The sequence below is a fragment of the Bradyrhizobium aeschynomenes genome, from assembly GCF_013178945.1.
In the GTDB taxonomy this organism is placed as follows: Bacteria; Pseudomonadota; Alphaproteobacteria; order Rhizobiales; family Xanthobacteraceae; genus Bradyrhizobium; species Bradyrhizobium aeschynomenes.
This window is the reverse complement of the sequence record NZ_JABFDM010000003.1, coordinates 746,769-760,302: the sequence shown is the minus strand read 5'-3', so window position 1 is coordinate 760,302 and position 13,534 is coordinate 746,769. Positions and strand designations below refer to the sequence as shown.

The following is a 13,534-nucleotide window of genomic DNA, read 5'->3' as shown; positions in this document are numbered from 1 at the left end:
CGTCCCGAGATCGGCTCAGGCCGCTGCGCTCAGCTCGCCCGTGACGATCCGAAGCGCGGCGCGCTCGGCCTCGCGGGCGTTGCGAAACACCTGGCCCTCGAGCGCATTGAAGCGATGCGACGCCGCGAAGAAGCGGAAGCCGCCGCGGTCGCGCACGACGATTCCCGCCGCCTGGGAGCTGACCTCGATGATGTAGGTGTCGGACATTGCGAAATCCCGTCGTTCATTCCGGGGCGTATAACCGAGCGCCGAGAGGAATGTTCCCTGCGGCGCCCGCAGCTTCGGTCCATGCGGAATGTCAGCAGGCGATTTTGTCCATGGTGTGTTTGACCGATGCCCGGTTGATGATGAGGTGTTGTCGTTTGCATTGTGCCGCAGCGCAAACGAATTGCAGAGAACGGCGCGAACGAAGCGACCGACATGCGGATCGTGACCTTGCCATCGGCGGCACCGGCCTGGGGCATCGCCACATCAGTGCGGATCATCCGGGACCAGAGTGGCCTTGCGATGCGACGCCTCGGCGCCGCTCAAGCGGTCGTGGTGATGGCCGAGCAGTTGATAGATCGTGCGAAGATCCTGCAGCACCTCGACGTGATGCTGGCGGAACGCACTGAGCTGAATCTCATAGACCCCGATCTTCCGTTCAGCATGGAGAAGGCGCTGCTGCAACTTCTTGAGCACCTCCAAGGTCAGCTTCTCTTCGACATCCGACATGGATTCTCTCCCACCCTGTTCGCGCAAGATGCCCCCGATCGTTTCCCGCGCATCGGCCATTTCTTCCGGCCTGTTTGTCGCCGCCCCAAGCGAGCATTCGATCACGCGTGCGAACGCTCTACGGAGACTCGCAATGCGGCAGACACGCGGCGCCGCGCCATCACGCAACCTCAACTTGCAATCATCGTAAACGTGCCCGGCCTCGGTCCGCTTTCCCCGGGTAGCGAATGCATGCTTGCGGGCTTTCGCGCATGCGATCTCGGTGAACGCGAGCCGCCGGAGCGCGGTTCCCCGATCAAGGTCGCGTCAGGAGCTTCACGTATTAACGAAGGTTATTGACGCCGCAGCAGAACCATTCGCGTGATCAGGTCGCAATCACGCCGTCGCGCTTGATCGGCTGCGGGCGGCCGTCATCGTCGATCGAGACGTAGGTGAAGTTGCCGTCTGTAACCAGGATCGGCTGCTCCTCCTTCCGGCGCAGCACCCAGGCCTCGAGCCGCACCGTCATCGACGTGCGGCCGATGCGCACGAGATGCGCATAGACCGAGACGAGATCGCCGACATACACGGCCTTGCGGAAGTTCATCGCCTCGATCGCCACCGTCACGGTGCGCGACTTCGCGACCTTAGCCGCGAACACGCCGCCGCCCACATCCATCTGGCTGAGCAGCCAGCCGCCGAAGATGTCGCCATTGGCGTTGGTGTCGGCCGGCATCGCCAGGGTGCGGATGCAGAGATCGCCGCGCGGCTCGGTCGGCGCGGCATGGGCGGCAGATTCGGTCACGTCAGGGGTCTCCCATGAAGCCGGCTCTCGTGAAGATGACCGGTCCGCTCAGTCCGGCCGGATCATCTCGAACATGTCTTCGGCCTTGATCTCGAAATAGTCGCCGCGGCGGCCGGCGCGCACGATCGGATGCGCCAGCGCGGTCTGGTAGACGCCGTCCTTGATCAGCGCCTTGTCGATGTGCACGGCCACGACCTCGCCGAGCGTCAGCCAGGCCTGGGCCTTGGTGCCGTCGATGCCCTGCAGCTGAATGATCTGCGTGACCTTGCACTCGAACGCGACCGGGCTCTCACCGACGCGGGGCACGTCGACGAACTTGCACGGTACCGGCGTGACGCCGGCGAGCTCGAACTCGTCGACGTCGCGCGCGACGTGCGCGGCCGAGGCGTTCATGTGCTTGGCGAGATCGCGCGTCACCAGATTCCAGACGAACTCGCCCGTGTCCTGGATGTTGGCGACCGAGTCCTTCCACTGGGTCGAGGAAAAGCCGATGATCGGCGGCGTATAGTTGAAGGCGTTGAAGAAGCTGTAGGGGGCCAGATTGGCGTTTCCCTTGCCGTCGCGCGAGGAGATCCAGCCGATCGGGCGCGGCGCGATGATGGCGTTGAAGGGATCGTGGCGGAGGCCGTGGCCGTTCTTCGGTTCGTAGAAATGCAGATCCCGTTCGGTCACGCCGTCGTCCCTTCCGTCATTGCTGGCAACGACGGAGAACTTAGCTTGCGGCGCCCTTCGAACCAAGCCCCACCAGGACGAAATCGATCATCTCGTCGATGGTCGGTCCCGGCTTGGTGGCGCATTGCGCGATCATCTGGGGATGGAAGAAGCGCATCATCGCCGTGCAGGCACATTTTGCCGCCAGCGGAAGGTCGGAAATGGCGAACTCGCCCGACGCGGCGCCCTGCCCGATCACGCGGCCGATGATCTCTGTGATCAGCAGCATGTGACACTCGCAGACCTCCCAGCTCTGCTCCATCGCCACAGCGACCATCTCGTGCAGCTTATTGTCGCCGACATAGCGCTCGGTGTTCATGCGATGGATGGTGCGGAGCAGTTCGCGCAGCCGCGGCGCGACCGGGCCGGGGCGCTCGGCGATCGCCATCGCCGCCGCCTCGACCTGCCCCATCAGCGTCCGCGCGACGCCCTCGTGGATCGCCTTCTTCGAGTCGAAGAACCGGTAGACGTTCGCCGGGCTCATGCGGAGCTCCCTGGCGATGTCGGCGACGGTCGTCTTCTGGTAGCCGATCTGTCGAAACAGGCGCTCCGCCACGACGAGGATGCGTTCGCGCGTATCGGGTTCGATGTGTTCGGAAACCAGCGTCATCATGCCTGCGATCTTGTTGATCCCTTATTCGGCGGCCTCGGCGAGCGGAAGCGCCGGGGCTGGTCCATCAACGTGCTGCGCTGCAGAATGATCCGTCGCACCCGCCCCGCGCTCGTCCAGACTCTTGCGGAACCATAGGGCATACAGGCCCGGCAAGTACAGCAGCGTCAGAAAGGTTGCAACGAACAAGCCGCCCATGATGGTGATCGCCATCGGTCCCCAGAACGCCGAGCGCGACAGCGGGATCATCGCCAGGATCGCCGCCAGCGCGGTCAGCACCACCGGCCGGGCGCGGCGCACCGTGGCCTCGATGATCGCCTCGCGCCGGGTCAGGCCGGAGGCGACATCGTGCTCGATCTGATCGACCAGAATCACGGTGTTGCGCATGATCATGCCGGCCAGCGCGATCAGGCCGAGCAGCGCCACGAAGCCGAACGGCGCATTGGCGACGTTCAGTCCCAGCGAGGCGCCGATGATGCCGAGCGGGGCGGTCAGGAACACCAGGAACAGCCGCGAGAAGCTCTGCAGCTGGATCATCAGCAGGGTCAGCATGACGATCGTCATCAGCGGAAACAATGCGAAGATCGAGGCATTCCCCTTGGCGGACTCTTCGATCGCGCCGCCCATCTCGATCCGATAGGCCGGGTCGAGCTTGGCTCTGATGTCGGCGAGCTTCGGCCAGATCTGGTTGGTCACGTCAGGCGCCTGCACGCCGTCGGCGACGTCGGCGCGCACGGTGATCGCCATGTCGCGGTTGCGGCGCCACAGGATCGGCTCCTCATGGGCATACTCGATCTTGGCGATCTGCTGCAGGGGCACCGCGACGCCGTTGCGCGAGGTGATGGTGAGGTCGCCGACGCCAGCGAGATCGAGCCGCTCGGACGGCACCGCGCGGGCGATGACGCCGACCTTCTCGATGCCGTCCCGGATCGTCGTCACCTGCACGCCGGAGATCAGCATCGCCAGCGACTGCGACACGTCCTGCGGCGTGAGGCCCAGCGCGCGGGCGCGGTCCTGGTCGACGACGAGCTTGAGGTACGGCGACTGCTCGTTCCAGTCGAGCTGCGGATCGCGCACGTTCGGATTCTGCCGGACGACGTCGCGCACCTGCCGCGCGATCTCGCGAACCTGAGCGGTGTCAGGACCGATCACGCGAAACTGCACGGGGAAGCCGACCGGCGGGCCGAAATTGAAGCGGTCGACACGCACCCGCGCCTCGTTGATCTCGCCATTGGCCGCCGCGTTCTCGATCTTCGCCTTGATGCGCTCGCGCGCGGCGACGTCCTTGGCGACGATCACGATTTCGGCGAACGCCTCGTTCGGCAGCTGCGGCGACAGGCCGAGCCAGAACCGCGGCGAACCCTGCCCGACATAGGATGTGAAGGTCTCGATGTCCTTGTCGTCCTTCAACAGCGCTTCGGCCTTGCGCGCGGCCTTCTCGGTGACGTTGAAGGCGGTGCCTTCCGGCAGACGCAGTTGCAGGAACAGCTCCGGCCGCTCCGACAGCGGGAAGAACTGCTGCTGGACGTGGCCGAAGGCGACGATCGAGGCGGCAAACACGCCCACTGTCGCAGCGACCGTGGTGATGCGATGCGTCACGCACCAGCGCACCACGGCGCGCAGGCCGCGATACATGCGCGTGTTGTAGACGGCATGCTCGTCATGGCCATGATGCGCCTTCATGTCCGGCAGCAGCTTCACGCCGATATAGGGGGTGAAGATGACCGCGACGAACCACGACGCGACCAGCGCGATGGCGACGATCCAGAAGATGCTGCCGGTGTATTCGCCGACCGCCGAATTGGCGAAGCCGATCGGCAGAAAGCCGGCCGCCGTGACCAGCGTGCCGGTCAGCATCGGGAATGCGGTGGATTCCCAGGCATAGGACGCCGCGCGGACGCGGTCCCAGCCCTGCTCCATCTTCACCACCATCATCTCGACCGCGATGATGGCATCGTCGACCAGAAGACCGAGCGCGATGATCAGCGCGCCGAGCGAGATGCGATGCAGATCGAGCCCCATGGCGCTCATCGCGATGAACACGATGCCGAGCACCAGCGGCACCGACAGCGCCACCACGATGCCGGTGCGCCAGCCCAGCGCCAGGAACGAGACGAACAGCACGATGATGAGCGCTTCGACGAAGGAGTGCACGAACTCGCCGACCGCGGTCTCGACGACCTTGGGCTGATCGGCGATCTGCTTCAGCTCGATGCCCTGCGGCACCGCCTTCATGAAGTCGGCGGAAGCGGCGTGAACGTCCTTGCCGAGCTCAAGGATGTTGGCGCCCTTGGCGGTGACGACGCCGATGCCGAGCGCAGGCTTGCCTTCCTGATGCACCTTGTAGGTCGGCGGATCCACGAAGCCGTGCGTGACGGTGGCGATGTCGCCGAGCCGGAACACGCGGCCATTGCTCTCCACCGGAGTCTCTGCGACCGCCTTGGCGCCGTCGAGCGCGCCGGTGACGCGCAGCGGCACACGCTGCGACGACGTCTCGACCGTACCGGCGGGAGTCACGTTGTTCTGCTTGGCAAGCGAATCGAACAGCGCCTGCGCGGTGAGGCCGAGCGTCGCCAGCTTGGCGTGGCTGAACTCGACATAGATGCGCTCGTCCTGGGTGCCGTAGAGATTGACCTTGGTGACGCCGTTGACCTTCAGCAGGCGCTGGCGCAGGCCCTCGGCGACCTTCTTCAATTGCGCATAGTCGGCGCCGTCGCCGGTCATCATGAACAGGATCGAATCGACGTCGGAGAACTCGTCGTTGACGAATGGTCCGAGCACGCCCGAGGGCAGCGAGCCCTGCACGTCGGCGAGCTTCTTGCGCAGCAGATAGAATAGATATGGCACGTCCTTCGGCGGCGTCGAATCGCGGAAGGTGACCTGCATCGCCGCGAAGGCCGGCTTCGAATAGGTCTGCACCTTCTCGAAATACGGCAGCTCCTGCAGCTTCTTCTCGATAGGATCGGCGACCTGGCTCTGCATCTCCGTGGCGGTGGCGCCGGGCCACATCACCGAGACGTTGACGACCTTGACGGTGAAGAACGGATCCTCGGCGCGGCCCAGCCGTTCATACGAGATGAAGCCGAACAGGCCGAGCGCGACGATCAGGAACAGCACCAGCGGCGGATGGCTGACCGCCCAGGCCGACAGATTGAACCGCTTCATGGCACGCTCCCCGATGATCCGAAGTCGTTAGTTCAGGCCAACAGTCTCAGTGACCGTCATTGCGAGCGAAGCGAAGCAATCCAGAGTCGCACGCGTAGCCCTGGATTGCTTCGTCGCTGCTGCTCCTCGCAATGACGACCGGGTTTGGTCTCGTCATTCCGGGGCGCTCGCATCAGCGAGCGAACCCGGAATCTCGAGGTTCCGGGTTCGATGCTGCGCATCGCCCCGGAACGACGATCGTCAGAACGTCAGCGCCGAGACCACGCGCACCTTCTGCGCGGGGTCGATCTTCTGCACGCCGAGCGCCACCACCTTCTCGCCCTCGTCGACACCTGACGTGACCAGCACGTCCTTGCTGTCGTAGGCCTTCACCTTGACCGGCTTCAGCGTCACCTCGCCGTTGTCGTTGACGACGTAGAGCGAGGGATCGCGGCCGTCGCTGAACAGCGCCGAGAGCGGCAGCCGCGCGACGCGCGTGGTGGCGGGGTCGGACAGCGTGAGCGTCGCGGTCATGCCGAGCGAGACGCTGTCCTTGGCGTCCGGCAGCGAGAATTTTGCGAGATAGGTGCGGGTCGCGGGATCGGCGGCGGGCGCGATCTCGCGCAGCCGCGCCGCGTAGGTCTTGCCGGTCTCCGACCAAAGCGACACCGTCGCGGCGCCGTTCTTGGCGCGGTCCAGCAAGGTCTCGGGGATCGCAACGACGGCCTCCTTCTCGGCGAAGCGTGCGACGCGGATCGCGGCCTGGCCAGCGGCGACGACAACGCCGGGCTCGATCATCGAAGCGGTGACGACGCCGCGCGCATCCGACATCAGCGTCGCATAGGACAGTGAATTGCGCGTCAGCTCCACCGAGCGCTCCGCACGGTTCAGCCGCGCGCGGGCCTCGTCAGCGGACGCCTTGGCCTGGTCCATCTGCGCATCCGTGGTCCAGCCCTTGGCGCGCAATTCCTTGGCGCGGGTCTCGGCCGCGGAGGCTTGCGCCAGCACGCCGGTGGCGGCGCGGAATTCGGCCTCGGCCTGCTCCGCCTGCAGCTTCAGGTCGACCTCGTCGAGCGTGGCGAGCGGCTGACCGACCTCCACCGTCTGGCCGACCTCGACCAGGCGCTTGGCGACCTTGCCGGCGACGCGGAAACCGATGTCGGCCTCGATCCGCGGCCGGATGGTGCCGACGAAGCTGCGCTCCGGCGTCTCGGCTTCGTAATGAACCGAGGCGACCAGAACCGGCCGGATTGGCTCGGCCTTCTGAGCGACGGTCTCGTTGCACCCGGCCAAAGCGGCGGCCATGGTGGCCAGCGCGATGCCGGTCAACAGCTTGGAATAGCTCGCGAAAATCAGGCGGATCAACATCGGACACCCCTTGCTGCGATTGCGATGAAGTGTCGATTGTTGACTGACGATTGTCAATAATCGTCAGTGATCATGACTTCGTGAACGTTAAGACATGTTGCCGCAGGTGCTCAATCGATCGGCAGGCCGTCTCTTCGGGGACGCTCGGCGCTCCACCGCTCCCCGTCATTCCGCGGCGACCGCGCCAGCGGTCGAACCCGGAATCTCCAGCTTGGTTTGCTCCACCATCCTCATCTCGGGATTCGGTCGCTGCGCGACCGCTCCGGAATGACGGTTCTGATGCGGCCGCTGAACTAACGTCCGCAGGGCCGCTGCGGATCGCGTCGGCCTCACCTCGCGGAGCGCACCTTGCTTTGCTTGGCAAGCGACAACGAACGGCCCTTTCGACGACCGGGCCGTTCATCTCACGTCGTCGATGAAAGATCTCAGGTGCCTGCAATCGTCAGCCGATCGCGGCTGTCACACGACCTGCAGTCGCTATTCCGCCGGAGCCTGGCCCGCGAATTCGACCTTGCTTTCATGTCCGCCGAAGAACACCAGCAGACCTGCAATGAGCGGCAGCGCCGACAGCGCGAGCAGGCCATGCGTGGTCGATCCCGTCGTGTCCTTGATCCAGCCGACCAGATACGGACCGCCGAAGCCGGCGAGATTGCCGATCGAATTGATCAGCGCGATCGCGCCTGCGGCAGCCGTGCCCGACAGCCAGGCCGTTGGCAACGTCCAGAACACCCCGAACACGCAGAACACGCCGATCGCGGCGAAGGTCAGCGCGACCATCGTCAGCGTGGGATCGCCGATCATGCTCGATGCCGCCAGCGCAATAGCGATCAGGATCATCGGCGCACCGACATGCACCACGCGCTCGCGCGTCGCATCGGAATGCCGCGCCCACAGGATCATCGCGACGGTGCCGAATGCGTAGGGGATGGCGGTGACGAGGCCGGTCTGCGTGTTGGTCAGGCCGAACGCCTTGACGATCTGCGGCAGCCAGAACTGCATGCCATAGAGCGCGCCGACGAAACCGAAATAGATCAGGCTGAGCACGATCACCTTCGGCGAGGACAACGCCTCGCCGAGCGTCATGTGACCGGCCGCCTGCTTCGCCGCGGTCTCCGCCTCGAGCTTGGCCGCGAGCCAGGCCTTCTGCTCGGCCGACAGCCAGCTCGCATGCTCGGGCCGGTCGGTCAGATAGAACCAGGTGACGACGCCGAGGATGATCGATGGAATGCCCTCGATGATGAACAGCCACTGCCAGCCCTGCAGGCCCATCAAGCCGTGCATGCCGAGCAGCAGGCCGGACACAGGGGCGCCGATCACGGTCGAGATCGGCACGGCGACGGCAAAGGCTGCGAGGAAACGGGCGCGATACTGCGCCGGGTACCAATAAGTGAGATAGAGGATGATGCCGGGGAAGAAGCCCGCCTCGGCGACGCCGAGCAGGAAGCGCAGCGCGTAGAAGCTCCAGGGACCCGAGACCAGCGCCATCAGCGCCGAGATGATGCCCCAGGTCACCATGATGCGCGCGATCCACCGGCTGGCGCCGAATTTCTCCAGCGCCAGATTGCTCGGCACCTCGAAGATGAAATAGCCGATGAAGAAGATGCCCGCCCCCCAGGCGAACACCAGCGGCGAGAATTTCAGCTCGGCGTTCATGGTCAGCGCGGCGAAGCCGAGATTGACGCGGTCGAGATAGGAGAAGAAATAAGCGAGCACCAGGAACGGAATCAGCCGCCACGAAATGGCGCGGATGGTTGCGGCCTCGATGTCGGACCGGCCAGACGCGGCGGGACGAATGGTTGACAAGCTCATCGATCTCCTCCCGGGAGCATTGCAGAGTTTGATAGTTGATGGCGGTGTTGAGCATCAACGGTGGCAAGTCAATTGGAAAACAAGCAATCCCACCGCATGTCGGTGCATCGCGGGCGCGCGGCGTGCGCATGACGACCTCAGGGCCTGATGCTCCCGGCCGCGCCGGCTCGACACGCATCGCCGTCACGACACGCCCCATTGTCGTCCCGGCGAAAGCCGGGACCCATACCCCCAGGGTGCAGTTTGAGGCACGCTGGTGATTGGCTTTTTCGCAACTCACATCGGCCGCGGCGTCTGGATCCCGGATCGGCGCTGCGCCGCGCGGGCGCGCGTCTCAGCTTGTCCGGGACGACAGTGGAGGGTGGCCGAGCATGACGGGACTGAATGAGCACCGCCGTGCGTTGGCCCTGGCGACAGCGTTGATCGTGATCGCGCTCGGCCTCGCCTTGCGCTTCTACGGTCTGGGCCTCGGCCTTCCCGCCTTCATCGTCAAATACGGCGGTTCCATCCTCTGGGCGACGATGGTGTACATGCTGCTGGTCGCGCTGCTGCCGCTGAGATCATGGCGGCAGATCGGCGGGCTTGCGCTCGCCGTCGCCGTGACCGTCGAGGCGAGCCGGCTGATCCATACGCCCTGGCTCGACAGCTTCCGCCTGACGCTGGCCGGCGCGCTGCTGCTCGGTCGCATTTTTTCGCTGTGGAACATCGTCGCCTATGCGATCGGCATCCTCATCGGCATGGCGATCGATCGGATCGCAATGCGGTCTCCTCGGCCTAACAGCACGGCGAAAGATGCTGCCAATTTGTAACTCCGTCATGCCCGGGCTTGTCCCGGGCATCCACGTCGTTCCCAATATGCCGGATGACGTGGATGGCCGGGACAAGCCCGGCCATGACGACGTGGAGATGGACGAGCGCAAAACTGCCGTCCAAATGCGATCGCCCAGCACGGCTTAGGTTGCCTGGGGCGAGGCTCCATGCCGGCTGAGATCTCAGTTCGAATTGGCACCGGCGCGGCTGAAGAAAGCCATCAGTTCCTCCGCCAGGACGGCCGGCTGCTCCTCCGGGATGTAGTGTCCGCACGAGCCGATCGTGATTCCATCGACGTGCTCGGCGACCTCCCTGAGCGGCGCGGCCATGTCGACGATCGATCCCTGATCGGCACCGACCGCCAGCACCGGCGGCTTCAGTTTGCCTTTGGCTTTCAGCTCGCGGTTCTGATCCGCCGACACTACGGCCGCACGATAATAGCCAAGTCCCGCGCGCAGGCCGCCGGCCTTGGTCAGCACGCGCGCGTATTCGTCGAGATCGCTCTCGGAGAATGCTTCGGGATTGGCACCCTTGCGGCGCAGGAACCAGGCGAGATAGTCGCGCTCGCGGCCCTGGATCAGCATCTCCGGAAGGTCCGCGACGACGTGGAACGCGAAGTGCCAGGTGCGCCACGCGCGGTCCGGCGCGTAGGGCAAAGCCTCGGGCAAGGTCACGCCGGGAATCCCGGCATCCAGCAGCGCCAGGCTTTGCACGGCATCTCCGAACAGTGCCGCGTAGGGATAGGCCACCCAAGCGCCGATGTCGTGGCCGACGAGATGATGGCTGGTGACGCCAAGCTGCTGCAGCAGACGATGCACTGATGTGGCGAGCGTCTGGGTGTCGTAGCCATCCGCCGGCCGGTCCGAGTCGCCCTGCCCCGGGAAATCGATCGCGATGACGCGATAACGCGCGTCCAGCAGCGGCATGACCTTGCGCCAGGCGAACCAGCTCTGCGGAAAGCCGGCAAGCAGCACGACGACCTCGCCGTCAGGCCGGCCTCCGCTGACAGAGTGCAGCCTGAGGCCGTCGATGGTCTCGAACCGGTGCATGAAGCCGGACAGCGCGGCGTCATCGCGCGCGAATGGCTCCGCCGGGACCAGCCGCGACGGAGTTTGGGGAGAAACGGCGTTCATCAATTCCGACATGGATCATCCTCGTTATTATAGAACAAACGTTTCCTAATTTCGCGCAACATCACGCGAACAAGACCGAAGCTTGTTTTGCGATGGTCATCATCTCGCCCTTGGTGCGTCCCGTTTTGCCGACCACCCGCAAGCCCTGGATGACGCAGAACAGAGCCCCAGCCGCGACCTCCGCATCGAGATCCGGCCGGATCGATCCGTCGGCCTGGCCCAGCCTGATCAGGTCGCGCAACAGGGTCTCGACCCGGCGCAACGAATTGCGGACCTTGGCCGCGGCCTCCGCATCCAAGGTGGCGAGCTCGGTGGCGCTGGTGACGACCAGGCAGCCGCGCCGACCCTCGCTGTCGCTGGCGGACTCCGCATAGAATGCCAGCAAGGCCTCCAGCTTGTCGCGGCCGCGTTGTTGCGCATCGAGCCGCTCGCGCAGCTGCCGGTCGCGGCGCGCGATGTAGTAGTCCAGCGTCGCCAGGAAAATCGCGCTCTTGTCCGCGAAGGCCTTGTACAGGCTGCCGGTGGCAAGCTTCATCGCAGCCCGCAATTCCGCCAGCGATGCGCCGTGGTAGCCACGCTCGCTGAACACCACCAGCGCCCTGCCGAGGGCGGTGTCCATGTCGAACTCGCGCGGCCGGCCTGGCCCGCGGCGCTCGGATGAATTCGTCTGCGGCTTCGTCATGCCCCCTTTTAGGGAACATTTGTTTCCAAATCAAGCCGGATGAGCACTCGGTCTGGCGGAAGGTCAATCGCCGAGCTGAAACCGCTGGAACCGGTGCAGCTCGTCCTCGATGGTCCGCTTCAGCGCCTTGCGATGGTCGCCGCGCGCCGCCTTGCCCTGGCCGACCCAGCTCCATTTCTGCATCAGCAGCTTGCCGTTCTGCCGGTCGGTCTTCAAATCGATCGCCGCGACGATCTCCTCGCCGACCAGAACGGGTAGCGCAAAGTAGCCGAACAGCCGCTTGTCCTTCGGAACATAGGCCTCGAAGCGATGGTCGTAGTCGAAGATCGCCTGCGTCCGCTTGCGCTGGATGATCAGCGGATCGAACGGTGACAGGATGTGCACACGCGCAGGGTCGATCGCGATCGCCTCCTCCAGCGCGGCCGGCATCGCCCAATGCTCGTGCCTGCCGGCGCCCTCCAGCGCGACCGGCACAAGTTCGCCACGGCGGACCCGCGCGTCGATGACCCGTCGCACATCCGCCTTGCGCGGCGCATTGAGATGGCACAGCGAGTCCAGGCTGACGACACCTTGGGATCGCAGGCCGCGGTCGAGCAGATAGGCTGCGATCTCGCGCTCGGTCGCGCCCTTCGGCAGCCGGTCCCAGCCGAAATGGCGGGTGGTGAGATCGTAGGTCTTGAGCATGCCGTCGCGGCCGGCGACCGTCAGCGTGCCCTCGTAGAAGCCGAGCTGCAGCGCCCGTTTCGACGGCTTGCGGCTGGCCCAGGCGTGATCCTTCTCGCGCAGTTCGTCGTCGTCGATGTCGCGGATGGTCAGCGCGCCGCCCTGGCGGATCAGCCGCATCACCTTGCGCGAATCCTCAGGCTTGACGGTCTGCAGCCAGCGATGTCCTTCGCGGCGATAGCGCCGCATCGCCGGCACGAAAAAGCGGAAGTCCTGCACCGGCACGTAGGACAGCGCATGGGTCCAATATTCGAAGACGGTCTTGTCGCTGCTCTGCGCCTGCCTGAGATCGGCGCGCCGATACGCCGGAATGCGGCTGAACAGGATGTGGTGGTGGCAGCGCTCGATCACGTTGATGGTGTCGATCTGCACATAGCCGAGATGCGCGATCGCCGCCGCGACGGCTTGCGGGCCGGCGCCGAACGGCGCCTCGGTGTCGAGGCGCTGGGCGCGCAGCCAGAGACGACGTGCGGTGATCTTCGACAACGGAATGGGAGCAGGAACGGCGGCCATGACGGCGCGATCGTGCGAGATTCGGCGGTGCTCCCGCAACGCCAATCATGCCTGACAGATCCGGTTCGGGAACCTATGGCTTGCTCTTTTCCGGGATACTGCCGGTGGCGATCTCGGCCTTGCAGCTGGCGCGGCCCGGATCCGGCGCGCGGCATTTGTAGATCCGTCCGGTGAGGCGGTCGACCAGCCAGGCCGTGTCCTCCGAGGGACTTTCCAGCCCGACATAGCGGTTGCCGACCGCGGTGATCAGCGTCGACAGCAGGATCGCCGCAGCGATGATGCCGGCGCCGATCAGCGTCGACATGGAACTCGTCGATCCCGACGAGTCCTGGCTGCTGGCCCGATGGGACTGGTAATCGCGCCTGGGGGATGAGTTGAACACGGCTATGCTTTTCCGTTGGCGTTTCTTGACTTCAATCGTTTGTTGCCCGCCTCGCTTCCCACGGTTTGCGATTTTTTTCCGGCGAGAGATATCCGGTAGAACCGCATCTGGCCGATTTGTTGTTCGCAGACCGGCCACGCGCCGATGGCTT

The 13,534-nt window shown here is 65.0% G+C and carries 13 protein-coding genes; 2 read left to right on the top strand and 11 right to left on the bottom strand.

Going from position 1 to position 13,534, the window contains the following annotated elements:
* Positions 1-15 precede the first annotated feature (15 nt).
* Positions 16-207 carry a hypothetical protein gene (locus HL666_RS12545; RefSeq protein ID WP_006612520.1) on the bottom strand — a complete coding sequence of 64 codons (192 nt, stop codon included), beginning with the start codon at positions 205-207 and terminating at the stop codon, positions 16-18.
* Positions 208-420: 213 nt separating this feature from the next.
* On the opposite strand from HL666_RS12545, the gene HL666_RS12540 reads away from it, so the two are divergent.
* A complete protein-coding gene (locus HL666_RS12540; RefSeq protein WP_172181690.1) occupies positions 421-1,053 on the top strand; it encodes a hypothetical protein in 633 nt (210 codons plus the stop codon).
* 25 nt (positions 1,054-1,078) lie between these two features.
* Here HL666_RS12540 and HL666_RS12535 read toward each other — a convergent pair whose 3' ends face one another.
* The 6 genes from HL666_RS12535 to HL666_RS12510 form a co-directional block, all read right to left on the bottom strand.
* The gene (locus tag HL666_RS12535) at positions 1,079-1,429 is read right to left on the bottom strand and encodes an acyl-CoA thioesterase (protein WP_210261894.1); all 351 of its coding nucleotides are present in this window, start codon (positions 1,427-1,429) and stop codon (positions 1,079-1,081) included.
* Positions 1,430-1,546: 117 nt separating this feature from the next.
* The gene (locus HL666_RS12530) at positions 1,547-2,170 is read right to left on the bottom strand and encodes a flavin reductase family protein (protein WP_172114117.1); all 624 of its coding nucleotides are present in this window, start codon (positions 2,168-2,170) and stop codon (positions 1,547-1,549) included.
* 40 nt (positions 2,171-2,210) lie between these two features.
* Complete coding sequence (locus HL666_RS12525; protein WP_172114201.1) at positions 2,211-2,819, bottom strand: TetR/AcrR family transcriptional regulator; 609 nt, start codon at positions 2,817-2,819, stop codon at positions 2,211-2,213.
* A 24-nt stretch (positions 2,820-2,843) separates the two neighbouring features.
* Positions 2,844-5,984, bottom strand: a complete 3,141-nt coding sequence (locus HL666_RS12520; protein WP_172114116.1) for an efflux RND transporter permease subunit — start codon at positions 5,982-5,984, stop codon at positions 2,844-2,846.
* A 240-nt stretch (positions 5,985-6,224) separates the two neighbouring features.
* Positions 6,225-7,331, bottom strand: coding sequence for an efflux RND transporter periplasmic adaptor subunit (locus HL666_RS12515; RefSeq protein WP_172181688.1), 1,107 nt, complete (start codon positions 7,329-7,331; stop codon positions 6,225-6,227).
* A gap of 477 nt (positions 7,332-7,808) precedes the next feature.
* Positions 7,809-9,140, bottom strand: coding sequence for an MFS transporter (locus HL666_RS12510; protein ID WP_172181686.1), 1,332 nt, complete (start codon positions 9,138-9,140; stop codon positions 7,809-7,811).
* Positions 9,141-9,511: 371 nt separating this feature from the next.
* Between HL666_RS12510 and HL666_RS12505 the strand changes: the two genes are divergently transcribed.
* Positions 9,512-9,949: a ribosomal maturation YjgA family protein gene (locus HL666_RS12505; protein ID WP_172181684.1), complete on the top strand. Its 438-nt coding sequence runs from the start codon at positions 9,512-9,514 to the stop codon at positions 9,947-9,949.
* Positions 9,950-10,132: 183 nt separating this feature from the next.
* On the opposite strand, the gene HL666_RS12500 is transcribed toward HL666_RS12505, so the two are convergent.
* The 4 genes from HL666_RS12500 to HL666_RS12485 form a co-directional block, all read right to left on the bottom strand.
* Complete coding sequence (locus tag HL666_RS12500) at positions 10,133-11,095, bottom strand: alpha/beta fold hydrolase (RefSeq protein ID WP_172181682.1); 963 nt, start codon at positions 11,093-11,095, stop codon at positions 10,133-10,135.
* A gap of 49 nt (positions 11,096-11,144) precedes the next feature.
* On the bottom strand, positions 11,145-11,702 hold the full coding sequence (locus HL666_RS12495; RefSeq protein ID WP_172114111.1) for a TetR/AcrR family transcriptional regulator: 558 nt from the start codon (positions 11,700-11,702) through the stop codon (positions 11,145-11,147).
* Between the two features lie 126 nt (positions 11,703-11,828).
* Positions 11,829-13,001 (bottom strand): winged helix-turn-helix domain-containing protein, encoded by a 1,173-nt coding sequence (locus HL666_RS12490; RefSeq protein ID WP_172181680.1) that lies wholly within the window; start codon positions 12,999-13,001, stop codon positions 11,829-11,831.
* A gap of 73 nt (positions 13,002-13,074) precedes the next feature.
* Entirely contained in the window at positions 13,075-13,305 is a 231-nt protein-coding gene (locus HL666_RS12485) for a hypothetical protein (RefSeq protein ID WP_172181678.1), read from the bottom strand.
* Positions 13,306-13,534: the final 229 nt, after the last annotated feature.